This window comes from Arsenicicoccus sp. UBA6765, assembly GCF_002453335.1.
Lineage (GTDB): Bacteria > Actinomycetota > Actinomycetes > Actinomycetales > Dermatophilaceae > Arsenicicoccus > Arsenicicoccus bolidensis.
Genome location: NZ_DKGR01000033.1, coordinates 137126 through 160462 on the forward strand (window position 1 = coordinate 137126; position 23337 = coordinate 160462).

The 23337-nt window shown below is 72.8% G+C and carries 26 protein-coding genes; 17 read left to right on the forward strand and 9 right to left on the reverse strand.

The window, feature by feature from the left end:
* Positions 1-75: 75 nt before the first annotated feature.
* The 3 genes from B4K29_RS09725 to B4K29_RS09735 all read left to right on the forward strand — a co-directional run bounded on the left by B4K29_RS09725 (position 76) and on the right by B4K29_RS09735 (position 4374).
* Positions 76-1485, forward strand: a complete 1410-nt coding sequence (locus B4K29_RS09725; RefSeq protein WP_286961368.1) for a glycoside hydrolase family 1 protein — start codon at positions 76-78, stop codon at positions 1483-1485.
* A 161-nt stretch (positions 1486-1646) separates the two neighbouring features.
* A complete protein-coding gene (locus tag B4K29_RS09730; RefSeq protein WP_286967164.1) occupies positions 1647-3512 on the forward strand; it encodes an HNH endonuclease signature motif containing protein in 1866 nt (621 codons plus the stop codon).
* Positions 3513-3537: 25 nt separating this feature from the next.
* Positions 3538-4374, forward strand: coding sequence for a PRD domain-containing protein (locus B4K29_RS09735; protein WP_037212571.1), 837 nt, complete (start codon positions 3538-3540; stop codon positions 4372-4374).
* A 3-nt stretch (positions 4375-4377) separates the two neighbouring features.
* On the opposite strand, the gene B4K29_RS09740 is transcribed toward B4K29_RS09735, so the two are convergent.
* A complete protein-coding gene (locus tag B4K29_RS09740; RefSeq protein ID WP_019285042.1) occupies positions 4378-4575 on the reverse strand; it encodes a DUF5302 family protein in 198 nt (65 codons plus the stop codon).
* A gap of 124 nt (positions 4576-4699) precedes the next feature.
* On the opposite strand from B4K29_RS09740, the gene B4K29_RS09745 reads away from it, so the two are divergent.
* Positions 4700-5131, forward strand: a complete 432-nt coding sequence (locus B4K29_RS09745; RefSeq protein WP_029210853.1) for an SRPBCC family protein — start codon at positions 4700-4702, stop codon at positions 5129-5131.
* Here the strand turns inward: B4K29_RS09745 and B4K29_RS09750 are convergent.
* The gene (locus B4K29_RS09750; protein WP_019285044.1) at positions 5128-5652 is read right to left on the reverse strand and encodes a 2'-5' RNA ligase family protein; all 525 of its coding nucleotides are present in this window, start codon (positions 5650-5652) and stop codon (positions 5128-5130) included. The genes B4K29_RS09745 and B4K29_RS09750 overlap by 4 nt on opposite strands.
* The gene (locus B4K29_RS09755; RefSeq protein ID WP_029210854.1) at positions 5649-7274 is read right to left on the reverse strand and encodes an FAD-dependent oxidoreductase; all 1626 of its coding nucleotides are present in this window, start codon (positions 7272-7274) and stop codon (positions 5649-5651) included. Before B4K29_RS09755 ends, B4K29_RS09750 begins: the two co-directional genes overlap by 4 nt.
* Before the next feature lie 72 nt (positions 7275-7346).
* Between B4K29_RS09755 and B4K29_RS09760 the strand changes: the two genes are divergently transcribed.
* From B4K29_RS09760 to B4K29_RS09770, 3 genes are read left to right on the forward strand one after another with little or no spacing between them, the layout of a single operon-like run.
* The gene (locus tag B4K29_RS09760) at positions 7347-7514 is read left to right on the forward strand and encodes a hypothetical protein (protein WP_019285046.1); all 168 of its coding nucleotides are present in this window, start codon (positions 7347-7349) and stop codon (positions 7512-7514) included.
* A gap of 50 nt (positions 7515-7564) precedes the next feature.
* The gene (locus tag B4K29_RS09765; protein WP_019285047.1) at positions 7565-7828 is read left to right on the forward strand and encodes a metal-sensitive transcriptional regulator; all 264 of its coding nucleotides are present in this window, start codon (positions 7565-7567) and stop codon (positions 7826-7828) included.
* A gap of 55 nt (positions 7829-7883) precedes the next feature.
* On the forward strand, positions 7884-8750 hold the full coding sequence (locus tag B4K29_RS09770) for a fructosamine kinase family protein (protein WP_239263699.1): 867 nt from the start codon (positions 7884-7886) through the stop codon (positions 8748-8750).
* Here the strand turns inward: B4K29_RS09770 and B4K29_RS09775 are convergent.
* On the reverse strand, positions 8741-9520 hold the full coding sequence (locus tag B4K29_RS09775; RefSeq protein WP_019285049.1) for an alpha/beta fold hydrolase: 780 nt from the start codon (positions 9518-9520) through the stop codon (positions 8741-8743). The genes B4K29_RS09770 and B4K29_RS09775 overlap by 10 nt on opposite strands.
* Before the next feature lie 167 nt (positions 9521-9687).
* Here B4K29_RS09775 and B4K29_RS09780 point away from each other — a divergent pair, with 167 nt between their 5' ends.
* From B4K29_RS09780 to B4K29_RS09810, 7 genes are all read left to right on the forward strand, one after another.
* A complete protein-coding gene (locus B4K29_RS09780; protein ID WP_286967165.1) occupies positions 9688-10254 on the forward strand; it encodes a hypothetical protein in 567 nt (188 codons plus the stop codon).
* Positions 10227-10397, forward strand: coding sequence for a hypothetical protein (locus B4K29_RS09785; RefSeq protein WP_286967166.1), 171 nt, complete (start codon positions 10227-10229; stop codon positions 10395-10397). Before B4K29_RS09780 ends, B4K29_RS09785 begins: the two co-directional genes overlap by 28 nt.
* A gap of 124 nt (positions 10398-10521) precedes the next feature.
* Positions 10522-11199 carry a hypothetical protein gene (locus tag B4K29_RS09790; RefSeq protein ID WP_286961372.1) on the forward strand — a complete coding sequence of 226 codons (678 nt, stop codon included), beginning with the start codon at positions 10522-10524 and terminating at the stop codon, positions 11197-11199.
* Between the two features lie 240 nt (positions 11200-11439).
* Positions 11440-11670 carry a hypothetical protein gene (locus B4K29_RS09795; RefSeq protein ID WP_286959076.1) on the forward strand — a complete coding sequence of 77 codons (231 nt, stop codon included), beginning with the start codon at positions 11440-11442 and terminating at the stop codon, positions 11668-11670.
* Complete coding sequence (locus B4K29_RS09800) at positions 11667-12218, forward strand: DUF4334 domain-containing protein (protein WP_029211469.1); 552 nt, start codon at positions 11667-11669, stop codon at positions 12216-12218. Before B4K29_RS09795 ends, B4K29_RS09800 begins: the two co-directional genes overlap by 4 nt.
* Before the next feature lie 25 nt (positions 12219-12243).
* Entirely contained in the window at positions 12244-13125 is an 882-nt protein-coding gene (locus tag B4K29_RS09805; protein ID WP_286967167.1) for a dioxygenase, read from the forward strand.
* 49 nt (positions 13126-13174) lie between these two features.
* Entirely contained in the window at positions 13175-14239 is a 1065-nt protein-coding gene (locus tag B4K29_RS09810) for a glutathione S-transferase family protein (RefSeq protein ID WP_286967169.1), read from the forward strand.
* A 67-nt stretch (positions 14240-14306) separates the two neighbouring features.
* Here B4K29_RS09810 and B4K29_RS09815 read toward each other — a convergent pair whose 3' ends face one another.
* The gene (locus B4K29_RS09815) at positions 14307-16712 is read right to left on the reverse strand and encodes a nitric-oxide reductase large subunit (protein ID WP_286959081.1); all 2406 of its coding nucleotides are present in this window, start codon (positions 16710-16712) and stop codon (positions 14307-14309) included.
* Positions 16713-16797: 85 nt separating this feature from the next.
* Between B4K29_RS09815 and hrpB the strand changes: the two genes are divergently transcribed.
* Positions 16798-19425 (forward strand): ATP-dependent helicase HrpB, encoded by a 2628-nt coding sequence (gene hrpB / locus B4K29_RS09820; protein ID WP_286967170.1) that lies wholly within the window; start codon positions 16798-16800, stop codon positions 19423-19425.
* A gap of 43 nt (positions 19426-19468) precedes the next feature.
* Positions 19469-19624, forward strand: a complete 156-nt coding sequence (locus B4K29_RS09825) for a hypothetical protein (RefSeq protein WP_286967172.1) — start codon at positions 19469-19471, stop codon at positions 19622-19624.
* Here B4K29_RS09825 and B4K29_RS09830 read toward each other — a convergent pair.
* Positions 19615-19860: a hypothetical protein gene (locus tag B4K29_RS09830; RefSeq protein ID WP_286967174.1), complete on the reverse strand. Its 246-nt coding sequence runs from the start codon at positions 19858-19860 to the stop codon at positions 19615-19617. The genes B4K29_RS09825 and B4K29_RS09830 overlap by 10 nt on opposite strands.
* A 100-nt stretch (positions 19861-19960) precedes the next feature.
* Entirely contained in the window at positions 19961-20599 is a 639-nt protein-coding gene (locus B4K29_RS09835; RefSeq protein ID WP_019285057.1) for a hypothetical protein, read from the reverse strand.
* Between the two features lie 90 nt (positions 20600-20689).
* Between B4K29_RS09835 and B4K29_RS09840 the strand changes: the two genes are divergently transcribed.
* A complete protein-coding gene (locus tag B4K29_RS09840) occupies positions 20690-21739 on the forward strand; it encodes an SGNH/GDSL hydrolase family protein (RefSeq protein ID WP_286967175.1) in 1050 nt (349 codons plus the stop codon).
* A gap of 42 nt (positions 21740-21781) precedes the next feature.
* Here the strand turns inward: B4K29_RS09840 and B4K29_RS09845 are convergent, their stop codons facing one another.
* The gene (locus B4K29_RS09845) at positions 21782-22240 is read right to left on the reverse strand and encodes a DUF3817 domain-containing protein (protein WP_029211477.1); all 459 of its coding nucleotides are present in this window, start codon (positions 22238-22240) and stop codon (positions 21782-21784) included.
* A 97-nt stretch (positions 22241-22337) separates the two neighbouring features.
* Positions 22338-23258: an ROK family protein gene (locus B4K29_RS09850; RefSeq protein ID WP_286967177.1), complete on the reverse strand. Its 921-nt coding sequence runs from the start codon at positions 23256-23258 to the stop codon at positions 22338-22340.
* Between the last annotated feature and the right edge of the window lie 79 nt (positions 23259-23337).

The following is a 23337-nucleotide window of genomic DNA, read 5'->3' on the forward strand; positions in this document are numbered from 1 at the left end:
CCGCTCCCGGCATACGACCGCTCGCACCCACCGATCCCACCCGACCAGCCCAGCACGACCGACGAAGGAGACATCATGACGACCACCTTCCCCGACGGATTCCTCTGGGGCGGCGCCACCGCCGCCAACCAGCTCGAGGGCGCGTATGCCGAGGGCGGCAAGGGCCTGTCCATCCAGGACGTCATGCCCCACGGCATCACGACGCCGCCCACCGAGGGCCCCACCCTCGACAACCTCAAGCTCGAGGGCATCGACTTCTACCACCGCTACGCCGAGGACATCGCGCTCTTCGCCGAGATGGGCTTCTCCGTCTTCCGCTTCTCCATCGCGTGGAGCCGCATCTTCCCCCAGGGCGACGAGACCGAGCCCAACGAGGAGGGCCTCGCGTTCTACGACCGCGTGCTCGACGAGCTGGAGAAGCACGGGATCGAGCCGCTGATCACGCTGTCCCACTACGAGACCCCGCTGCACCTGGCGCGGGAGTACGGCGGGTGGACCAACCGTGAGCTGATCGGCTTCTACGAGCGGTTCGCCCGCGCCTGCTTCGAGCGCTACGGCTCGCGCGTGAAGTACTGGCTGACCTTCAACGAGATCAACTCGATCGTGCACGTGCCCTTCATGTCCGGCGGCATCCCGACGCCGGTCGAGGAGCTGAGCAAGAGCGACCTCTACCAGGCCATCCACCACGAGCTGGTCGCCTCCGCCCGCGTGACCAGGCTGGCGCACGAGCTGGCCCCCGGGTCGCAGATCGGCTGCATGGTCATCGCGATGCCGACCTACCCGCTGAGCCCCGACCCGCGGGACGCCCTGGCCGCCAAGCAGGCCGAGCACACCAACTACGCGTTCGGCGACATCCACTGCCGCGGCTACTACCCGGGCTACCTCCTGAGGTTCTTCCGTGACAACGGGATCGAGATCGAGATCACCGACGCGGACCGCGAGGACCTCACCAACACCGTGGACTTCGTGTCGTTCAGCTACTACATGAGCGTCTGCCAGACCGCCGACCCGGCCAAGCAGGCCACGGGCGAGGGCAACATCATGGGCGGCGTCCCGAACCCCACCCTCGAGGCCTCGGAGTGGGGCTGGCAGATCGACCCGGTCGGTCTGCGCATCGTGCTCAACGACTACTGGGACCGCTGGCAGAAGCCGTTGTTCATCGTCGAGAACGGTCTCGGTGCCAAGGACCAGCTCGTCGAGGTCGACGGCGTCAAGACGGTCGAGGACGACTACCGGATCGCCTACATGAACGACCACCTCGTCCAGGTCGGCGAGGCGCTCAAGGACGGCGTCAACCTGCTGGGCTACACCTCCTGGGGTCCCATCGACCTGGTGAGCGCCTCGACGGCCCAGCTGTCCAAGCGCTACGGCTTCATCTACGTCGATCGCAACGACGACGGGTCGGGCACGCTGGAGCGCTTCCGCAAGAAGTCCTTCGGGTGGTACGGCGACGTCATCAGGTCCAACGGCGGCTCGCTCGTCTGACCGTATGGCGCCGGGGCTGCGCGGGCACCGCTCGCGCAGCCCTCGCGGCATGCTGGAAACAGCCTCTGACCTGCAGAGATGTGCCGATCAGCCCTTCCCCTGGAAGGCGTTCTGCGGTAGTCTGTGAGGTGTTGCGGGACGAGGTCGAGGAGGTGGTCCCGATGGTGTCGAGGTCCCTGCCGACGGTCGTCGCGGAGCACCTCCCCGAGGTCCTGGCCCCCATCCTGGCGCTCACCACCGACACACCCTGCGGTGGCGACGCGCGTGACGGAGGAGGCCACCTCGAGGGCCATCTGGACCTCGACGACGCGCGGCGAGCGCTCGCCGTCGTCGTGGCCGTCCACCGCGCGACGGCCTGCCTCGAGGCCCTGGCCGTCGCGGCCCACGCCGACCTGATCGACGCGATCGCCGCCGACCTGCGCCGGACCGAGGCCGAGCACGGACGCCACCCGGGCCCTTCGGCCCTGCGATCCGACGCCCGCGTCCTGAGCACCGACGAGGTCGTGGCCGCCACCGGTCTCGGCGTCGGCGCAGTCCAGCGGCGCGCCCGTCTCGCCTCTGCGCCGGCCGCGGTGCGCGAGCCGCTCGTCCAGGCGATGGCCACGGGCATCTGCACCCTCGAGCGCGCCACGACCCTGCGCGACGACACCGACCGCCTGCCCGACGAGGTCGCCTCCGACGTGGCCGAGCGGGTGCTGCGCCCCAAGCGAGGGTTCGACCCCGAGGACCTGTCAACCGACGCCGTCGTCAGCCACCGCCTGTTCCGCCAGCGCCTCCACGCCGAGGTGGCCAAGGAGGAGGCCCGCCTCGGGCTCGAGGCCGAGGCGCGCGCCGACCACCTGAGCCGGCGGGACGTGCACGCGCGCACCACCAGCCACGGCACCGGCGAGCTGCTGGCCGCGGGCACCGCCGAGCAGGCCGCAGCCGCCCGGGACCGCCTCGACGCGTTGGCGCGAGCGGCCAAGACCCGCGGGGAGTCGAGGACGCTGGCCCAGCTGCGCTCCGACATCGCCTTCGGCCTGCTCCTGCACGGCACCGTCCCGGGCTGCGAGGCGCTCCGCCCGGCGACGTCCGCGAGCGCGCCGGCAGCGACCGGGCTGCCATGGGTGCCCGGCACGTCCCAGCCAGGCGCGCCGAGCACCGGTGCCCTGCCCTCTGGAGGTGCTCAGCACGTCCTGCCCGGCCGGCTGCGTCTGGTCGGCCTGGATGGGTGCCTGGTCGACCCGATCACCGGTGAGGTGCTGGGTCCCTTCGGGCCTGGCGTTGGTGGCCGGCGGGCCGGGAGGGCCGGGGACAGCGACGCCACCGGGGACGGCGACGCCACCAAGTGCGGTCAGGACGAGACCTCGCCCTTCGCCGACCTGCCGCTGCACGACCCCGTCCACGCCGACCCGCCGCCGACGCCGCCGGAGCACCCCGACCCCTGGCTGGTCGCCACCGCAGCACTCATCGCGTCCCTGCCTGCCCCCGCCGCCCGCATCGACGTCCGCGTCAACCTCACGACGCTGCTCGGGCTGCAGGACGACCCGGCGCAGCTCGTCGGTCACGGCTGGCTCAGCGCCGACCTCGCCCGCGAGATCGCCCTGCGCACCGACAGCGTGTGGCACCGCGTCGTCCACGACCCCGTGACCGGGACGCTGCTCGAGCGCACCACGCACACCTACCAGCCCACCGAGACCATGCGCGCCGACGTGCAGGCCCGAGACCTGACCTGCCGCGTCCCCGGGTGCGACCGACGGTCCGAGCAGTGCGACCTCGACCACAGCACCCCCTGGCCGGCCGGTCCGACCAGTCCCGCCAACCTCGTCCCCCTGTGCCGGCACCACCACCAGCTCAAGACCAAGCAACGCTGGGAGCACCGCCTCGACGCGGACGGCGTCCTGCGCATCACCACCTATCTGGGCCAGCAGCTCACCAGCCGGGCGCACGAGCACCACGACGAGTCCCTCCAGGCCGCGCGACGCGCCCGGTGGCAGCACCTCGCCCGTGCCGGATGGCTCATCCGCCCGCTCGGACGTGCAGCATGACCACGGACCTGGGCAGGGGGTCGACGTGCAGATCCTGAGGGTCTTCAACAACAACGTCGTCCTGGCGCGCCGTGAGGACGGCACCGAGGTCGTGCTCACCGGACGCGGCCTGGGCTTCCAGACGCGGCCCGGGCAGGAGGTCGACCCGCTCAAGGTGGTCCGGGTCTTCGAGCCGACCGACGGCCGAGACCCCGACACGCTGGGCGGCCTGGTAGCCGCCATACCGCCCGAGCACATCGCCCTGGCCGAGGAGGCCCTGGACCTGGTCGGTGTCCCCGTCACCGCGACGACCCTGGTCGCGATCGCCGACCACATCAGCTTTGCCATCAAGCGCGTGCACCAGGGCATCGAGCTCGAGATGCCGCTGCGGGCCGAGGTCGAGCACCTCTATCCCCGCGAGCTCGACCGTGCTCGCCAGGTGCTCGCCCACGTCAACAGCCGACTGACCGAGCCGTTGCCCGAGGACGAGGCCGTCGCCATCGCGATGCACCTCGTCAACGCCGCGATGATGGGAGGCGACCTCACCGAGACCTACGCGATGACGGGCATCATCAAGCAGCTCTTCGAGGTGATCGAGAGCTCGTTCGGGCGGCGCTTCGACATGGCCACCGTCAACGCCGCGCGGTTCATCACGCACCTGCGCTACTTCCTGGTGCGGGTGAGGAGCGACCGGCAGCTGACCGACGAGGCCGGCCCGCTGCGGGACGCCATCCGCGCCTCCTACCCGGCGGCCTACGCGTGCGCGCAGCGCTGCCGGACCGTCCTCGAGCTGCGGCTCGGCCGGACCGTCACCGAGGACGAGGTCGTCTACCTCACCCTCCACGTCGCGCGGCTCACGACGGAGGTCGCTGGAGAGGCCTGAGCGTCAGCTGCCGGCCTTGCGGCGGAACATGTGCTGCGAGGCCTCACGGCCGTGGCCCTGGCCCGAGACCTTGGAGCGATCGCTGTCGTCGGCCGACACGTCCCGTCCGGCGTGAGCCTTCTTGGCGTCGAGAGCCGCTCGCATCTTCTGCTTGACCTCGTCCGGGACGGGTGCGTGCTGCGGCTTGTCCTTGGCAGACATCTCTGTCTCCTCTCGCTGGGCGTCCGCCCACTCTCCCATCACCAGAGGCACCCCTCAACGTCATTGGACGAGATGGCCCATGATGGTCAGCATCCGATGACCTGAAGCGACACCAGGGGGACCCATGTCCGAGCAGCAGTCGACCGTCGACATCCAGGCACCTCGTCAGCTCGTCTGGGACGTGCTGACCGATGTGCAGAGCTGGCCCGAGTGGATGGCGGAGGTCAAGGAGGTCCGGACGCAGACGCCCGCCGGCGGGCTGGGTGCGGAGTACTCCCTGAGCCAAGGTGTCCCCGCGCTCGGGCTGCCGATGACCGTGCGGGTCGCGGCCTTCGACGTGCCGGAGCGGCTCGTCCTCGAGCAGAGCCAGGCGGGCAGCAGGACCGAGGTGACCTACACCCTCACCTCGGTCGACGAGCGCACCACGCGCATGCACACCGTGCTCTCGGCGTCCGGTCTCACCGGAGCCTTCAACACCGTGCAGGGCGGCACCTACACCAGCATGCTCGAGGAGGGCGGCACCGCGCTCAAGGACCGCTGCGAGGCGCGGGTCTAGCCCAGCGTCCAGCGTCGGAGCACCCGGGTCTCGCCGCGGCGGTACCAGACCAGCTCGACGCGGTCCGCGCGGCAGCGGGCGGGCAGCACGGTCGCCAGCTCGCGCCGCACGGACTCCTCGTCCACCCCCGGTCCGGTCGCGTCGATGGTCACGTGCGGGACGGGTCGGAACACCCCGCCGTAGGGGGGGTGCCCCGGCAGCGCCTCGACCAGGGCGTCCGTCAGCCGGTCGAAGGGCCTCGGGTCGGCGGGCAGGACGTGGATGACGCCGTTGGGGAAGGTCGCGACCTCGGCCAGCTCCAGGTCGATCGCCGGCGTGTCGGCGCACACCGCGGACACGGCGGCGTCCTGGGCGGGCGTGAGCGCGGCGGGGACCGGGCCGAGCACGGTCACGTGCGCGTGGACGTGGCCCGGGTCGAGGGCGACCAGGCTGGCGTCATACCACTCGTATCTCTCCCGCACGACCCCCTCGAGCGCAGGGACCGGAACCTGCAGGACCGCGTGCCCGGGCCAGGTCGTCACGAGCGGGAGGCTACTCCCGCCGACCAGGTCGTGTAGCCACCGTCGAGGTTGCGCACGGAGCGGCCGGAGGCCTGCAGGATCCGGGTCGCCACGTGCGCGCGGATGCCGACCGCGCAGTGGACGACGAGCTCTCCCTCGGGCACCTCGTCGAGGCGCTCCCGGACCTCGTCGACCGGGACGTTGACAGCCCCCGGTATGGCGCCCGCAGCGAACTCCCCCGGCGTGCGCACGTCCAGCACGGTCGCGCCCTCGCGCTGCGCGGCCTCCACCTCGTGCCACTGGATGGTGTCGGTGAGCCCCTCGGCGAGGTTCTCGTCGACGAAGCCCAGCATGTTGACGGGGTCCTTGGCCGAGCCGAACTGCGGCGCGTAGGCGAGCTCCAGCTCAGCCAGCTCGCTCGCGGTGAGCCCGCCGCGCATGGCCGTCGCGATCACGTCGATGCGCTTGTCGGCGCCGTCACGGCCGACGGCCTGGGCCCCGAGGATCGCGTCGGTGCCGGGGTCGACGAGCAGCTTGAGGGCGAGCCCCTGCGCCCCGGGGTAGTAGCCCGCGTGCGACAGCGGGTGCGTGTGGATGATCCGGTGGGGGCGGCCGGCGGCGACGAGGCGCTTCTCGCTCCACCCGACGACGGCCACCTGCAGCCCGAGGACGCCCACGACGGCGGTCCCGAGGACCGGTCGGTTGCGCACCTCGCGGCCCGCGATGTGGTCCGCCACGCGACGCCCCTGCAGGTTGGCGGTGTTGGCGAGCGGCACGAGGACCGCCGAGCCGTCGAGGGCGTCGGCCTTCTCCACGGCGTCCCCGACGGCATAGATCGCGGGGTCGCTGGTGCGGTAGCGCTCGTCGACGACGATGCCGCCGCGGGACCCGACCTCCAGGCCCGCGGACTCGGCGAGGGCCGCGTCCGGACGGACCCCGATCGCGGCGACCACGAGGTCGGCGGGGACCCGCTCTCCCGTGGACAGCTCCACGTCGTGCTCGCCGATCGCGGTGACCGAGGTGGACAGACGCAGGTCGATCCCGGCGTCGCGCATGACCGCGTGGACGGGCGTGGCCATCTCGGGGTCGACGGGGGCCATCACCTGAGGGGTGGCCTCGACGAGCGTCACGGCCAGGCCCCGGTGCAGGAGGTTCTCGGCCATCTCGACGCCGATGAAACCCCCACCGATGACGACGGCGGTGCGCGCCCCCTCGACGGCTGCGACCATCGCGTCGGTGTCCTCGACGTCACGCAGCGCCAGGGCACGCTCGATGCCGGGGATCGGCGGTCGCACGGGGCGAGCACCCGGGGCGAGGACCACGGCGTCGTACGGCAGCTCGCTCTCCTCGCCGGTCTCGACCGAGCGCACCACGACCACCCGTCGCTCGCGGTCGATGCGCACGGCCTCGGTGAGCACACGCACGTCCAGCTCGAAGCGCGCCCGGAGCGCTTCCGGGGTCTGCAGGAGCAGCGCCGAGCGCTCGGCGATGACGCCGCCCACGTGGTAGGGCAGTCCGCAGTTGGCGAAGGACACGTACCCGCTGCGCTCGACGACGGTGATGGTGGCCGACTCGTCCAGGCGGCGCAGTCGCGCGGCCGCGGACATGCCACCGGCGACGCCTCCGATGATCACGATGTTCATGTCCCAAGCATACCCCCTGGGGTATATGCTCATGCCCTGACCCAGTCACTGGAGCACTCGAGGAGCATCGACATGTGTCGTTCCGTCACCTGCAAGACCTGCGGCAAGACCACCTGGGCCGGCTGCGGCCAGCACGTCGACCAGGTGCGCCGCTCCGTCCCCGCCGGGCAGTGGTGCACGGGCCACGCCGACCGTCAGCCGGAGGGTCGAGGCTTCCTCGCCCGCCTTCTGGGACGCTGAGCCCACACGACCGAACACCTGCCACCGATCGACGACCCTAGGGAGGCCCCGTGCAGCTCGACGTGGAGGATCTGGACCCCGTCCTCAAGCGGCTGCGCCGCGCCCAGGGTCAGCTCGGCGCCGTGATCCGCATGATCGAGGAGGAGCGGGACTGCCGCGACATCGTCATGCAGCTGTCGGCGTGCAGCAAGGCCCTCGACCGGGCGGGCTTCGCGCTCATCTCGACCGGGTTGCAGCAGTGCATGACCGAGGACAACCCGGAGCGCGACGTCGATCTCGCGGCGATGGAGAAGCTCTTCCTCTCCCTCGCCTGACCGCACCGGCTGACGGCACCGGCTGACCGCCGCAGCCCTGGGGTACGCAGGTCTCATGGCCGATCATCTGCCCGAGACCCTGACCCGCGGACTGGACGTGCGCCGGGCCACCCCCGTGAGCGGCGGCGACATCGCGCTCGCCTACCGGCTCGAGACGGCCGACGGCACCTACTTCCTCAAGACCAAGGACCGGCCGACCCCCGACCTGTTCGAGCGGGAGGCTGCGGGGCTCGCGGTGCTGCGCGAGCACGCCCCCGACGACCTCGGCGTGCCGCAGGTGGTGCGGGCCGACGCGAGCGGCCTGGTGCTCGAGTGGATCGACGAGGGTGGAGGCGGACGGGCCGGACGGGGCGCCGAGGAACGGTTCGGGCGGGGGCTGGCCGGGCTGCACCGCAGCACCCACGACACGCTCGGGGCGATCGACGACGCCCTGGCGGGCTACCTCGGATCCGCGCAGGTGGACCTGACGCCCACCAGCAGCTGGCGAGAGTTCTTCGTGGACAGGCGGGTCCGCCCGCTGACCGAGCGCGCGGTGCGGGAGTCGCGGATCGACCCCGTGGCGCTGCAGCTCGTCGACGAGCTGGCCGGACGGGCTGACGAGCTGTGTGGTCCGCCCGAGCCGCCGGCGCTCGTGCACGGCGACCTGTGGGCGGGAAACCGGTTGGTGGACAAGGGCGGTCGCAGCTGGCTCATCGACCCCGCGGCGCACTGGGGGCACCGCGAGTACGACCTCGCGATGATGCAGCTCTTCGGCGGCTTCGGCGAGGAGTGCTACCGGGCCTACGACGAAGCCTTCCCCCTGGCGGAGGGGTGGCGTGAGCGCATCGCATGGCACCAGCTGCCGCCGCTGCTCGTGCACGCCATCCTGTTCGGCGGCGGCTACGGCGCGAGCGCGCTGCGCGTGATGCGTTCCTACGCCTGAGGATCCGCGAGCCAACGGGCCGCCAGCTCCGCCCCCAGCCCGCCGTCGAGGACCACGCCGTGCCCGGCACCCCGCAGGATGGCGAGGCGTGCGCCGGGGATGGCGCGGGCGACGAGCCGCGCCTGGCTGGCCGGAGTCAGCCGGTCCAGCTCGCCGTGCACCACGAGGGTCGGCGCGGTGATCGCCCCCAGGTCGGCCAGGGCGTCGTGCGAGCGGCTGGCCCGGAAGTGACGGCTTCGGTCCAGCGAGCGGCCGCCCACGGCAAGGAGATCCACGAGCGACTGCGGGTTCGGGCCGCCGGGGAAGAACAGCTGGGCGAGCCGGCCGGTCTCCCCGGACCTCAGGATCTCGTCGGCCTCGGGATCACGAGCGGGCGTATGCCGGTCCCCGGCCGACGTGGCCGCCAGCACGAGCCGCCCGACCCGCTCGACGTGGTCGATCGCGAGCCACTGCGCGATCCGGCCGCCCATCGAGTGGCCGAGCACGTCGGCGCGGTCCACCCCGGCGTCGTCGAGCACGGACACCGCGTCCTCCGCGAGCCGGCGCGTGCTGTAGCGGGACCCGTCGCCGCGCTCGCTGTCCCCGATCCCCCGGTGGTCGTAGACGAGGACCCGTCGCCCTGCGCCCAGCCCCGTGAGCGCTCGGTCCCACGAGCGGTGGTCGACGGCCTGCCCGGCGACCAGGAGCAGCGGTGGGCCGTCGCCATACGACCACCAGGAGATCGCGGCACCGTCAGGTGCGACCGCACGCCGCCGCTCGCCCCAGGTCATGGCGAGAGAACCTACCGCGTCCCCCGGGATTCCTAGGCAACTCATAACCTCACGACAGGCTCGCGACAGGACCGCGCACCAGGCTCGCTGGCGACGCAGCAGACGGCGTCGGCTCCGGCGCCTGTCCCCTCGGGCGCCGGCGCCACCACACCGACACGGGAGTCACGATGTCCGACAACAACCGCATCCTCACGGCCGGCGCCGTCGCCGCCGCCGGGCTCATGATCGCCGGTGGCGCGGCCGCAGCGCAGGCGGCCACCTCGACCGCCCCCGCAGCGACGGGCTACGGCTCGACGCCTGGCTACGGCGCCCCGCCCGGCTACGGCGACGGGCGGGGTCGCGGCGGCCACGAGCACACCACCGTCACCGGCGACGAGGCGACCAGGGTCAAGGAGGCCGTGACGGCCAAGGACTCGGCGGTCACCGTCGAGCAGGTCCTCAAGGACCCGGACGGGTCCTACGACGCCATCGGCACCAAGGCCCGCCAGCGCGTGATGGTCGAGGTCAGCAAGGACCTCAAGACGGTCGAGGTGCGCACCGGTGGACGAGGAGGACCCGGCGGGCGCGGCGGCAAGGGCCCGCGCGGCGGCAACCACACCGCGGCCACGGCCTCGGAGACCACGCAGGTCAAGGCCGCGGTCAAGGCCAAGGACTCGACCATCACGGTCGAGCAGGTCATGAAGGACGAGGCGGCTCCTTCGACGCCATGGGGACCAAGGCCGGCCAGCGCGTGATGGCCGAGGTCAGCAAGGACCTCAAGACGGTCGACGTGCGCACCGGTGGCCGCGGCGGCCATGGGCGTCACGCCGGCCAGCCCGGTCAGACGCCGGCCCCCAGCACGAGCGGAGCGGCCTCCCCCGCCGGCTACGCCGTCTGATTCCTAGGTCGGCCCCACGGCGTTGACAGCGTCGCGACAGCCCTGGTCGTGATCGTAGAGGTGGCGGGTGAAGGGCCCGCCGGTGCACCCGCACCGACCTCATGACGATCCACCAGGAGCAACGATGTCCCCCAACAACCGCACTCTCACGGCTGCCGCGGTGGCCGCTGCCGGTCTGATGATCGCCGGCGGCGCCGCGGCCGCCAACGCCGCGACCACCGGGTCCGGGCAGGCGACGACGGGCTACGGCTACGCCGCCCAGGGTTACGGCGACGCCGGGCGCGGCGGGCAGCGGGCCCCGCACGAGCACACCGCCGCCACGGCCGACCAGACTGCCAAGGTCAAGGCCGCGGTCACGGCCAAGGACTCCACCATCACGGTCACCACCGTGCAGAAGGACCCGGACGGATCCTTCGACGCGCTCGGCACCAAGGCAGGCCAGCAGGTCCGCGTCGACGTCTCCGCGGACTACAAGACGGTCACGGTCGGCACCGGCGGGGGCCACGGCGGCGGGCGCGGCGGGGGGAGCACGGACACTGCCGTGACCGGCACCGAGGCGACCAAGGTCAAGGACGCCGTCAAGGCCAAGGACTCCTCGGTCACCATCACGGAGGTCCGCAAGGACCCCGACGGGTCCTACGACGCGCTCGGCACCAAGGCCGGCCAGCAGGTGTTCTACGACGTGTCCAAGGACCTGGCGACGATCACCCAGAGCACCGGCGGCCAGGGCGGGCACGGCGGGGCACAGGGAGGCGAGCAGGCGCCCAGCTCCAGCTCGACCTCTGCCCCCACCAGCGCCTGACCAGCTCGCCCACCGGAGCCCGGCGACCCACGCGGTCGCCGGGCTCCACAGCGTCGGCACAGGCGCACGACAGCGCCACGGCAGGCTGCGCACCCACCCTGGAGACATGAGCACGCCTGCCGCCTCCCTCCCCCGCCTCGCCGTCCCCGCCGGGACGGGCTCGACCGCACGCTGCCGGCGACCTACGCCGCCGAGCGGTGGGGCCTCGCCTGGGCGGGCCTCGACCTGGCCCTCGCCGGGTTGTTCGCCACGACCGGCTGGCTCGTCCGGCGGCAGGACCCCCTCGCCCCGGGACTCGCGCTGGCCACCGCGACGGCCCTGCTGGCGGACGCGTGGTTCGACTGCAGCACAGCAGGATCCGCAGACCTCGTCGGCGCGGTGCTGATGGCCTCCGTGGAGCTGCCAGCGGCGGCCGCCCTGGCCGGTTGGGCGGTGCGGACCACCCGACGGCGCGAGACAGTGGGGGCATGACCGACCTTCACGACCTCGAGCACGGCACCGACCTCGGGACGGCGCTCGAGACCTACGACCGGCTCGCGCCCGTGACGGTGGCGCAGCTGCGGGGATGGTGGCGCGGCACCGAGATCCCGACGGGGCATCCCCTCGACGGCGCGCTGACGGCATACGGCTGGTGGGGCAAGTGGTTCGCGGGACCGGAGGACGCGCACCCGCTGGTGTTCCGGGCGCAGGGCGGCGGGACCTACGAGGTCGACCCCGCCCGGCTCCCCCTGGGCGTCGGCCTGCGGGTGCCGCCCCTGCTGCGAGCTCGCATGACGGCCAATGCCTTTCGCGCGCTGCGCCCGGCGCTGCAGACCCGTCGTCCTCGGGGCCGGCTGCGGATGCTCGAGCATCGTGGCGTGGTGTCGGCAGCCCTCGTCTACGACCACCAGCCGATCGTCGACACCTTCCGGGCGGTCGACCCGGACACCCTCGTTGGGGTGATGGACCTGCGCGGGATACCGCCATACCTCTTCTCCCTCAGGCGCAGCACTGCTATGGTTGAATCCTCAACTATCTAGCAGACTGCCAGCCAGGAGCCAGCCCGTGACCACCACCACCGCCGCAGCCGACGCGCTCGTGCCCGCGACCCACCCCTTCGCCGGCCACCTGCACCGCGCCGCGGCGGCGGAGCGGCACCCCTCGTGGACGCCGGACGACGGGGCCCTCCCCGCGATGTACCTCTCCCACGGCGCACCGCCGCTGCTCGCCGACGCGGGGTGGATGGCGCAGCTCCACACCTGGGCCCACGACCTGCCCCGCCCGCGCGCCGTCCTCGTCGTGAGCGCCCACTGGGAGTCCGACGCCATCGCCATCACCAACCCCCACCCGCGCGAGCTGGTCTACGACTTCTGGGGGTTCGACCCCCTCTACGAGCGGATGCGGTATGACGTCCCCGGCGCCTCGTGGCTCTCCCGACGCGTGCGCGAGGTCATGCCGGACGGGGTGCACGTCCACGAGCAGACCGCTCGCGGACTCGACCACGGCGCCTGGGTGCCCCTCAAGGCGATGTATCCCGAGGCGGACGTCCCGGTGCTCCAGCTCAGCCTGCCGACCGCGGACCCCGAGCGGCTCCTGCGCCTCGGGGCGGCCCTGCGCCCCCTGCGCGACGAGGGCGTGCTGGTCCTCGGCTCGGGCTTCATGACGCACGGGCTGCCCTTCATCCAGTGGTCCCAGCCGGACGTCGTGCCGACCTGGTCCTCGGAGTTCGACGCCTGGGCGGCCGAGGCGCTCGGGCGCGGGGACGTCGAGGAGCTGGCGCGGTTCGCCGAGCGCGCTCCCGGGGTGGGCTTCGCGCACCCGACCGTCGAGCACTTCACGCCGCTGTTCGTCACGCTGGGGGCGGCAGCCGATCCGACCGCTCCCGTGCAGGGCGTCGTCGAGGGCTACTGGACGGGCTTGTCCAAGCGGTCCTTCCAGGTGGCCTGAGCCGTGCGACCCGTGGCTAACCTCGCGACCGCCGGGGCATGGTGAGGTCATGCCTGACGCACGCAACGCCTCCGTCGACGGCCCGTTCGAGCGGGACGAGTCCTATGTCAACGACCGCATCGTCGCGGACGCCGCCGCCGGCGAGCCCACGGGTGACCGGGTCGGCGCCATGCGCTGGCCGGTGGAGCCGGGTCGCTATCGCCTGGTCGCGGCCCGTGCCTGCCCCTGGGCGCACCGCAGCGTCATCGTCCGCCGGCTGCTGGGCCTCGAGGACGTCATCTCGCTGGGGCTCGTGTCCCCCACCCACGGCGAGGAGTCGTGGAACTTCGACCTCGACCCGGACGGGCGGGACCCGGTCCTGGGGATCCACCTGCTCCGAGAGGCCTACGACGAGCGCATCCCCGACTACCCCAAGGGGGTCACGGTCCCGGCGATCGTGGACGTCTCGACCGGGCAGCTGGTGACCAACGACTTCCCGCAGATCACGCTCGACCTGTCGACGCAGTGGCGCGAGCACCACCGCGAGGGCGCGCCCGACCTGTGGCCGGAGGCGCTCCGGGCCGAGATGGAGCCGCTGATGAAGCGGATCTACACCGAGGTCAACAACGGGGTCTACCGCTGCGGCTTCGCCTCGGACCAGGCGTCGTACGACGCGGCGTACGAGCGCCTGTGGGCCGCGCTGGACTGGCTCGAGGGCTACCTCGCCGACCGGCGCTACCTCGTCGGCGACCACATCACCGAGGCCGACGTGCGGCTGTTCACCACGCTGGTGCGCTTCGACGCCGTCTACCACGGCCACTTCAAGTGCAACCGGAGCACGCTGTCCGAGATGCCGGTCCTCCACGCCTACCTGCGCGACCTGTTCCAGACGCCCGGGTTCGGCGACACGACGGACTTCCCGCAGATCAAGGAGCACTACTACTGGGTGCACTCGGACGTGAACCCCACGCGCATCGTCCCGCTCGGCCCCGACCTGGCCGGGCTGCTCGAGCCCAGCGGCCGCGAGCAGCTCGGCGGGTCGCCGTGGGGCGCGGGCACGGCTCCCGGCCCGGTCCCCGAGGGCGAGCGCGTGCCGGCGGACCACACCCCTCTGGGAGAGTGCGCCTGGCAGTGAGCGGGCTCAGCGCGCTCAGGTATGACGGAGCCCCGGCGACCCGCGTGGTCGCCGGGGCCCGCCCTGATCACTCGTGGAGCGCGGGCTCCGTGTCGGTCGTGCGCAGGTCGCCGGCCTCGACCTCGTCCGAGCGGCCGCGCAGCGACCTCCCGGTGAGCAGGCCGACCATGAACACGCCGATCGCGAGCGCACCCAGGGCAAAGATGATGTCCCCGGGGACGCGCAGCCACCGCACGAAGGTCAGCGTGGGGGTGTAGAGGAACTCCTCGCTGCGGGCGTACCACAGGCCGGAGTCGATCGACGCCCAGGCCTGGGCCAGGCCCAGCGGCAGCAGCGAGACCAGGGCCATCGTGAGCAGGCCGCCGTTCAGGCCCCAGAAGCCCCACTTGATCCACCGGTCGTTCCACTCGTGGCCCGGCATCAGCGAGCGCACGCAGAACAGCATGAGACCGATGCCGAGCATCCCGTAGACGCCGAACAGGGCGGTGTGGGCGTGCAGCGGAGTCAGGTTGAGGCCCTGGACGTAGAACAGCGAGATCGGCGGGTTGATCAGGAAGCCGAAGACCCCGGCGCCCAACATGTTCCAGAAGGAGACCGAGACGAAAAAGTAGATCGCCCACTTGTAGCCCGAGACCCACTCCTTGACCTTGAGGATGCGCAGGTTGCGGAAGGCCTCGAAGCCGACGAGGGCGAGCGGGACGACCTCCAGCGCGCTGAAGACGGCGCCGAGTGCCATGACCGGGGCCGGGGCGCCGGTGAAGTACAGGTGGTGGGCCGTCCCGATGATGCCGCCGGCGAGGAAGATCGTCGTCGCGGAGATGACCGCCGTGGTGCCGGTGGTCGCCTTGATCAGGCCGAGGCGGGCGAACAGGAACGCGATGACCGTCGTGGCGAAGACCTCGAAGAAGCCCTCGACCCACAGGTGCACGACCCACCAGCGCCAGTACTCCGCGATCGACAGGTGGGTGGAGTGGCCCATGCCGAAGGCGGCGCCGTAGAACCCGGCGATGGCCAGGCAGCTCATGAGCAGCATCGCCACGAGGGAGCGCATGCTGCCCGAGGCCAGGGGCGCGTCCTCGGTGGGGCTGATCGACGAGCCCGTCGCCTTGGCCCGGCGCAGGGCCGGGGCCATGGCGCGCCACATCAGGAAGAACCACAGGAACAGGCCGATGAACAGGCCGATCTGGAAGACGCGGCCCAGGTCGACGTACTCGTAGCCCTGGGTCCCGAGCCAGAAGGTGAGCTCGGTGCCGTAGCCCATCTTGCCCTTGATCGACAGCCACTCGCCGGCCATCGAGCCCAGCACGACGATCAGCAGGGCGACGAACAGCACGTTGACGCCGAGCCGCTGCAGCCTGGGCTCACGACCGCCGACGGCGGGACCGACGTAGAGGCCGGTGGCGAGCCACGCGGTCGCGATCCAGAAGATGCCGAGCTGGGTGTGCCACGTGCGCACGACGGCATACGGCAGGACCTGGTCGATCGGGATCCCGAAGAGAGCACCGCCCTCGACGCCGTAGTGGGCGCTGACGATGCCGCAGGCGATCTGCAGGACCAGCAGGAAGCCGACGACGAAGAAGTACTTGAGCGTCGCGCGCTGGCTCGGGGTCGGGGCGTAGCCGAGGAGCGGGTCGCGGCCGGGTGCCAGTTCCGGGGTCTGCACGTCCTCCTCGGCGTGGGACGTGTGGTACCACACGAGCCCGGCGATGCCGCCCAGGAGCAGGATGAAGCTGATGATGCTCCACAGGATGTTGCCCGGCGGCGGGACGTTGTCGATCAGCGGCTCGTGCGGCCAGTTCTGCGTGTAGGTCACGTCCGTGCCGGGGGCGTCGGTGGACGACGACCAGCTGGTCCACCAGAAGAAGGCCGCCATCTGCCGGGCCGCCGCGGGGTCCTTGAGCGTGCCGCGCGGGATGGCGTAGTGCTCGTGGCCGCCGGCGAACATCGAGCCGTAGTACTGGGCGTTGGACTCGAACGCCCGGACCCGCTCCGGGGACAGCGAGATGGTCTCGGTGCGGGCGTCGAAGGTGTTGGTGCGCATGGCCTGCTTGAGGCGCGCCTTGAGCGCGGCCTGGCGCTCGACGGGCAGCTGGTCGTAGGACGACATGCCCTCCGCCTTGGTCCAGGTCTCGAGCAGCAGCGTGGACTCGCGGTGGAGCCAGTCGGCCGTCCAGTCCGGAGCGACGTAGGCCCCGTGGCCCCAGACGGACCCGATCTCCTGCCCGCCGAGGGACGCCCAGACCTGCTGTCCCTGGACGATGTCGTGGCCGGTGAACAGCTCCTGCCCGTCGGTGGAGACGACGTGGGCGGGGATCGGCGGCTTGTGCGTGTTGATCTGCTGCCCCATCCACAGCAGCACGGCGAACGAGCCGACGACCACGCAGGCCAGCGCGATCCACCATCGCTTGTCTCGCCGGGAGATCCGGTGGTGCTCGACGAGCGCTCCGGTGTCCTGAGAGTCCTTGAGGCTCATCGCCCCTCCATTAATAACGGGATATGTCGTGCTTAATATTGCACGACCTGAGAGCACTCTGACAACCGGGGGCTACTCTCTGGGCATGACTGCCCTGCGCCTGCCAGGTCTCGACCGGCTGGACCTCGGCCGGATCGGTGCAGGGTTGCCGTTCGCGGCCTCGGTGCCGGCCTTGCAGCAGGCGCTGGCCGCAGGTGTCGCGGTGGTGCAGGCGCCGCCGGGGACGGGGAAGACGACGCTCGTGCCGCCCGTGGTCGCCAGGGTGCTGGCGAGCCGCAAGAGTGGTGGCGGGGATGGTGGTGGCGGGGATGGTGCTGGCGCTGCGGGTCGCGTCGTCGTGGTGCAGCCACGTCGAGTCGCCGCGCGGGCTGCGGCCACCCGGCTGGCGGCGCTGACGGGGACCCGCGTCGGCGAGCTCGTCGGATGGACCGTGCGGGGCGAGCGACGGCTGGACCGGGGCGCCCTGATCGAGGTCGTGACCCCCGGCATACTCCTGCGGCGCCTGCTCGGCGACGCCTCGCTGGACGGCGTGAGTGCCGTGGTGCTGGACGAGGTGCACGAGCGCGGGCTGGAGACCGACCTGCTCGTCGGGCTGCTCACCGACCTGCGCGAGCTGCGGGACGACCTGGTGCTGGTGGCGATGTCGGCGACGGTCGACGCGGGGATGTTCGCCCGGCTGCTCGGGGGTGGGTCGGGAGCCGCCCCGGTGGTCGACTGCCCGTCGGCCCTGCACCGGCTGACGGTGTCCTGGCGACCCGGGGCCGGACCGCGGACCGACGACCGCGGGGTCTCCCGCGCCTTCCTGCGTCACGTGGCGGACGTCGCGGCCGAGGCCCACCGGGACGCCCTCGCCACCGACCCGGACGTGGACGCGCTGGTCTTCGTGCCTGGCGCCTGGGAGGTCGGCCAGGTCGCGTCGCGCCTGCGCGAGCTCACGGGCACCGAGGTGCTCGAGCTCCACGGCCAGGTCGGACCGCGCGAGCAGGACCGTGCCGTGGGTGGCCGGCCGCCCGGGGGACCGCCGCGGATCGTCGTCTCGACCTCGCTGGCCGAGTCCTCGCTGACCGTCCCCGGGGTCCGCCTGGTCGTCGACTCCGGGCTCGCCCGGGAGCCTCGACGGGACGCGGCACGCGACATGTCAGGCCTGGTCACGGTCACCTGCTCGCGCGCCTCCGCCGACCAGCGCGCCGGTCGCGCGGCCCGCCTCGGGCCGGGCGTGGTGGTGCGGTGCTACGACGAGAGCACGTATGCCGGGATGCCCGAGCACGTGACCCCCGCCATCGCGACGAGCGACCTCACCGACGCGGCGCTGCTGCTCGCCTGCTGGGGCACTCCGCGGGGGCAGGGCCTGCACCTGCCCACCGTCCCTCCAGCTGCGGCGATGCGCGACGCGGAGACGACCCTGCGGCGGCTGGGCGCCGTGGACGCCGTCGGCTCGGCGACCGCCGAGGGCCACCGGCTCGCGCGGATCCCGGTGTCCGCCAGGCTCGCTCGCGGCCTGCTCGACGGCAGCGAGCTGGTCGGACCGCGCCGGGCCGCCGAGGTGGTGGCCGCACTGTCCGACGACATCCGCTCTCCCACCGGCGATCTCACGGGCCTGCTGCGCGACCTGCGGTCCGGGCACCCGGCCTCGGACCGGTGGCGCCGCGAGACCCGCCGCCTGGAGCCCCTGGCCGCCGATCGGGTGGGCGGCACGACATACGACGGGGTGGTCGAGGGGCTCGTCGTCGGGCTGGCGCACCCCGACCGCGTGGCTCGACGGTCCGGCGACACCTATCTGCTGGCCAGTGGGACGAGAGCCGCTCTGCCGCAGGGCAGCCCACTCGCGCACAGGGAGTGGTTGGCGATCGCCGACGTCACGAGGGCCTCCGGCCGTGCCGCTGCGGGGACCGGCGCCGTCGTCCGGCTGGCCGCGCCGCTGGACCAGGCGACGGCGGAGCTCGTCGCCGCCCACCTGCTGGTCGACGAGGTGCGGGCCGAGCTGGTCGGCGGACGCGTGCGAGCCCGGCAGGTGCGGGCGATCGGCGCCATCGAGCTGACCTCGACGCCGGTGGCGACGTCCGGCGCAGGGCTCCGGGGCGACGTGCGTTCGGCCCTGCGGGAGGCCGTCCGAGAAGCCGTGCAGGACAAGGGACTCGACATCTTCACGTGGTCACCGTCGGCGGCCGCGCTGCGAGATCGCCTGGCGCTGCTGCACGCTCATCTCGGCGGGCCCTGGCCTGACGTCTCGGACGAGGGGCTGCTCGACCGGCTGGACGCGTGGCTCGGACCCGAGATCGACACCCTGGCGCGAGGATCCGCCGCGAGCGGCCTCGACCTGACCGACCCGCTGCGTCGACTGCTGCCCTGGCCGGAGGCGGCCCGCCTCGACGAGCTGGCCCCGGAGCGACTTACCGTCGCGAGCGGCTCGCACGTCCGTATCACCTATCCCCCGCACGACGACCCGACCGCGCGCCCGACGGTGCGGGTCAAGCTGCAGGAGTGCTTCGGCTGGGCGGCGACGCCGACCGTCGCGGACGGACGGGTCCCCCTCATCTTCCACCTGCTGTCGCCGGCGCAGCGGCCGCTCGCGATCACCGACGATCTGGCGTCCTTCTGGAGCGGGCCCTACCAGCAGGTGCGCGCCGAGATGCGGGGCCGCTACCCGAGGCACCCGTGGCCCGAGGACCCGTGGACGGCCCAGGCGACGGCGCGCACCAACCGCCGCCGCTGACCGATCCGGCCAGCAGGACGCGGTGCGGGGCTACGGTGGGGCGATGACTGATGACATCTCGCGCGAGCACGAGCCGTCGGGCTTCGCCCGGGTCTTCGGGTCCTTCCTCGGCCTGCTGGCCGTGGTCGGGCTCGGCTGGGCCGTCACCCGGGGCCGCGACCCCGTGACGGCGGCGCGCCGCCCCGACCCTCAGCGCTGAGACTGCACGGCCCGCTGGCGGCGCAGCATCCAGGACATCGTGCCCACGATCGCCGCGAGCGCCAGGCCGAGGACGGAATACTCCACGGGCGATCCCTCACCCTTGGCGACCAGCGTGATGAGGCAGGTCATCAGGATCGCGATCGGGGCCGTGAAGGCGGCGATGGCGCCCTGCATGCGGGCCTTCTCGGACTGCCGGGGCTTCTGGGTCTGCTGGGCCTTCTGCGTCGTCTCCATGGATCCATCACACCAGCGATGACGGCCCCGCACCTCGGCCCAAGGGCGGAGATCCGGCCGCCCCGCCTCCCCCTCGAGGAGGAGCGGGTCCGCGGTCAGGTCAGTCGCAGTTGGGGCAGATCCCGTTGAGCGGCACCTGCAGGAAGCACCGCGGGCAGATCACCGGCGCGGGCTCGGAGTCGGCCTTGCTGACCCGGCGGGCCGGCTGCGCCTTGGGGACCCGCGGCTCGCGAGGCGCCTTGGGCTCCTTGGGTGTCCGAGGTGTCCGCACAGCACGCACCGCACGGTCCGCGACCGGGGACGTGTCGACGGTGGTGACCGGGTGCAGGAGCGGCTGGGCGTCCTCGGGCACGCCCGGCGCATAGCGACGGTTGCACTCCAGCCGCGCCTCGGCGGCGGCCTGCTCGCGCAGCTCCGGTCCGGGGGCCTGGTCCCCGCAGGCGGTCAGGACCGCGTCATACGTCGGGCCCACCGCCCCGTCGGCCTGCACGACCAGCGACACGAGCTCCGGCTCGCCGGCCTCCCGGGTGCGGCCGGCCACGATGGTGAGGACCTTGCCCAGCCAGCTGCGGAACGGCACCTCGGTGCTCACCCCCGAGCGCTCCTGGACGCGAGCCGCCAGGTCGGCGTAGGTCACCGCGGTCTGGTGCACCGCCGCGGTCTCCAGGAGCAGGACGCTCGCGTGGTCCGCCCAGGTCTCGTAGCGCTGCTGCATGCTCATCAGTCGGGGATCGCCCATGGCCCCATCATCCCAGGCAACGGGCCCGCCCCCGACCACGGACCGCTATCGTCACGGTCAGCCACCACCAGACCGCCCCGAGGAGCCCCCATGGGTCAGCACCGTCACTCCACCGCACGTCGAACGACCCGACCGGCGCGCCTCGCAGCCCTGGCGGCCGCGACCGCGGTCACCACGACCCTCGTCACGGCGGTCGCGGCGTCCCCGGCCCAGGCCGAGCGCCCGCGCGACTACGTCGCCCTCGGCGACTCCTACTCCTCCGGCGAGGCGGTCACGCCCTACCTCCCCGGCTCCGACACCGCCACCAACCGCTGCCACCGCTCCCAGCGGGCGTATCCCCCGCAGCTCGCCGCGACCCTGGGCGCCACCAGCTTCGACTTCGGCGCCTGCGCGGGCGCGGTCACCGAGGACCTCTACGCCCCCGACCACAACGGCAACCGCGTCACCGTCGACGCCCTCGAGCCCGCCCAGCTCAGTCGGGTCGACCGCCGCACCGACGTCGTGACCCTCACCATCGGTGGCAACGACGTCGGCTTCGGCTCGGTCCTCGCGGCATGCCTGTATGGCGACCAGCAGCGCGCAACCCGCAAGGACTGCTCGGCCGACGCCGCGCTGACCGGCGCGGTGGCCGCCCGCATCGACGCCCTGGCCGGCCGCGGCACCGCCACCACCCCGGGCGGCCTGCCGATCACGCCCCTGCACGAAATCGTCGCCGACATCCGCGAGCGCTCCCCGCACGCCCAGGTCGTGCTCGGCACCTACCCTCGGCTCGTGTCCTCGACCTTCGCCGGCACCGAGTGCCGGGTCGGTGGGCTGACCGTGCGGGAGGCGCCGACGCAGACCGTCCCGCTCTACGTCTCCAAGGCTGACGCCACGTGGTTCACCGAGACGGTCGACCGCCTCGACCAGGTGATCCTCGACGCGCCACGGTCCGTCCGCGGCCGCCCCGCGCAGGTCGCCGACGTGCGCCCCTACTACGGAGACCACTCGCTGTGCAGCGGCACCTCGTCGTGGATCACGCCGGTCAAGGGCACCGTCTCGGCGACCACCGGGTCCGTCTCGATCGACTCCTCGTCGATGCACCCGACCGCCGAGGGCCAGGACGCCTACGCCCGGGCGTTCGACGCCAGGGTCCGATGACCGCCTGAGGCCGTCGCGGCGTGCGGCGGTCCCCGTGACGCCTCAGCGCCGGGGGACGGGCGGGCCCAGCCAGAGCAGCACGGCGGCCACCACGGCCACCACCAGCACCGCGACGACGACGGCCAGGAGCGGGCGGGCCAGACCCGTGGCGACGACCCGCTCCGGCAGCGTCCGCGGAGCCTCTCCCCCGGCGCCCAGGCGCCACCGGTCGGCGAGCAGGCCGCGCCGTTCGGCATACGACTCGAACGGCACCGTCGCGTAGGGCACCACGGCCGACGCCAACCCCGTCAGGGTCGTGCCGACCGGCCAGCGCCGGTCGATCGCCACCACCACGGTCACCAGGGCATAGGCGAGGAAGACCACCCCGTGCACCATCCCGCCGATGCGCACCCCGAGCTCGGTGGTGTGCGTGACGTACTTGAGGACCATGCCGATGATCAGCAGGGTCCAGGTGACCACCTCGGCCTGGGCGAGACGGCGGTACAGCAGACGGGGGCTCACGGGACTCCTCGGCACGGTTGACGACAGCGACGCAGATCGTGCCACGTCTCCCTGGACGACGTCATCGACCCGTGCAGCACTGATGTGGATCCGTTCCTCAGCCGTTGACGTCGAGGCCGAGGGCGATCGCGCCGAGCACCCCGGCGTCATCGCCCAGCCCCGGCGGCACCACGAAGTCCGCTGCACCACCGACGACCTCGGGACGGCTGATGTAGCCGCCGAGCCTCCCCACCATGGCCGCGCGCGTCGCCTCCAAGGCCCCCGTCAGGTGCGGCACGCCGCCGCCGACGACGATGCGCTGCGGCGAGAGCATCAGCACCAGGGCCGCCGTCACCTGGCCGATGTAGTAGCCGGCGAGCTGCGCCGCCTCGGCCTGGCGGCCGGGGTCCAGCAGCTCCAGGCGCGTCCCGTACCGGTCGGCGAAGGCCGGGCCGCTCGCCATGCCCTCGGCGCACCGCCCGTGGTAGGGACAGCGGCCCGCGTAGTCGTCGTCCGGGTGCCGCTCGACGAGGACGTGGCCCATCTCGGGGTGGAGCAGGCCGTGGACGGGGCGGCCGTCGAGGACCGCACCGCCGCCGATCCCGGTGCCGACGGTGAGGTAGACGACCGAGCCGACCCCCTGCCCCGCGCCCCAGCGCTGCTCGGCCAGCGCGGCGCCGTTGACGTCGGTGTCCCAGCCCACGGGCAGCCCGAACCGCTCCCGGAGACGTCCCACCACGTCGGTGTCGCCCCAGCCCAGCTTGGGGGTCGTCGTGATCCGGCCGTATGCCGGGTCCCCCTCGTCCAGGCACACCGGCCCGAACGACGCGACGCCGAGCGCGGCCGGCTCCTCCCCCGCGTCGAGCCGCCCCTGGACCCAGTCGCCGACGGCGCCGAGCGTCTCGTCGGGGCTCGTCGTGGGGATCACCGTGCGCTCGCGCAGGTCCTGCGGTCCCGCCCCGACGGCGCACACGACCTTGGTGCCGCCCATCTCGATCCCTGCCACGGTCCGCGCCCCGGTGCGCTGCGTCGTCGTCATGGGACCACTGTGCACGCCGCGCGGGCCGTCACGCTCAGCGACCCCGGGCGCTCGTGCGGGGCAATCACGACTAGATCGT

Bases quoted from the DNA above. Each gene is read 5' to 3' on its own strand.
- B4K29_RS09725 (WP_286961368.1), top strand. From the start codon at position 76: ATGACGACCACCTTCCCCGACGGATTCCTCTGGGGCGGCGCCACCGCC.
- B4K29_RS09730 (WP_286967164.1), top strand. From the start codon at position 1,647: ATGGTGTCGAGGTCCCTGCCGACGGTCGTCGCGGAGCACCTCCCCGAG.
- B4K29_RS09740 (WP_019285042.1), bottom strand. From the start codon at position 4,575: ATGTCTGCCAAGGACAAGCCGCAGCACGCACCCGTCCCGGACGAGGTC.
- B4K29_RS09745 (WP_029210853.1), top strand. From the start codon at position 4,700: ATGTCCGAGCAGCAGTCGACCGTCGACATCCAGGCACCTCGTCAGCTC.
- B4K29_RS09755 (WP_029210854.1), bottom strand. From the start codon at position 7,274: ATGAACATCGTGATCATCGGAGGCGTCGCCGGTGGCATGTCCGCGGCC.
- B4K29_RS09760 (WP_019285046.1), top strand. From the start codon at position 7,347: ATGTGTCGTTCCGTCACCTGCAAGACCTGCGGCAAGACCACCTGGGCC.
- B4K29_RS09770 (WP_239263699.1), top strand. From the start codon at position 7,884: ATGGCCGATCATCTGCCCGAGACCCTGACCCGCGGACTGGACGTGCGC.
- B4K29_RS09775 (WP_019285049.1), bottom strand. From the start codon at position 9,520: ATGACCTGGGGCGAGCGGCGGCGTGCGGTCGCACCTGACGGTGCCGCG.
- B4K29_RS09780 (WP_286967165.1), top strand. From the start codon at position 9,688: ATGTCCGACAACAACCGCATCCTCACGGCCGGCGCCGTCGCCGCCGCC.
- B4K29_RS09785 (WP_286967166.1), top strand. From the start codon at position 10,227: ATGGGGACCAAGGCCGGCCAGCGCGTGATGGCCGAGGTCAGCAAGGAC.
- B4K29_RS09790 (WP_286961372.1), top strand. From the start codon at position 10,522: ATGTCCCCCAACAACCGCACTCTCACGGCTGCCGCGGTGGCCGCTGCC.
- B4K29_RS09800 (WP_029211469.1), top strand. From the start codon at position 11,667: ATGACCGACCTTCACGACCTCGAGCACGGCACCGACCTCGGGACGGCG.
- B4K29_RS09810 (WP_286967169.1), top strand. From the start codon at position 13,175: ATGCCTGACGCACGCAACGCCTCCGTCGACGGCCCGTTCGAGCGGGAC.
- B4K29_RS09815 (WP_286959081.1), bottom strand. From the start codon at position 16,712: ATGAGCCTCAAGGACTCTCAGGACACCGGAGCGCTCGTCGAGCACCAC.
- hrpB (WP_286967170.1), top strand. From the start codon at position 16,798: ATGACTGCCCTGCGCCTGCCAGGTCTCGACCGGCTGGACCTCGGCCGG.
- B4K29_RS09825 (WP_286967172.1), top strand. From the start codon at position 19,469: ATGACTGATGACATCTCGCGCGAGCACGAGCCGTCGGGCTTCGCCCGG.
- B4K29_RS09830 (WP_286967174.1), bottom strand. From the start codon at position 19,860: ATGGAGACGACGCAGAAGGCCCAGCAGACCCAGAAGCCCCGGCAGTCC.
- B4K29_RS09835 (WP_019285057.1), bottom strand. From the start codon at position 20,599: ATGGGCGATCCCCGACTGATGAGCATGCAGCAGCGCTACGAGACCTGG.
- B4K29_RS09840 (WP_286967175.1), top strand. From the start codon at position 20,690: ATGGGTCAGCACCGTCACTCCACCGCACGTCGAACGACCCGACCGGCG.
- B4K29_RS09850 (WP_286967177.1), bottom strand. From the start codon at position 23,258: ATGACGACGACGCAGCGCACCGGGGCGCGGACCGTGGCAGGGATCGAG.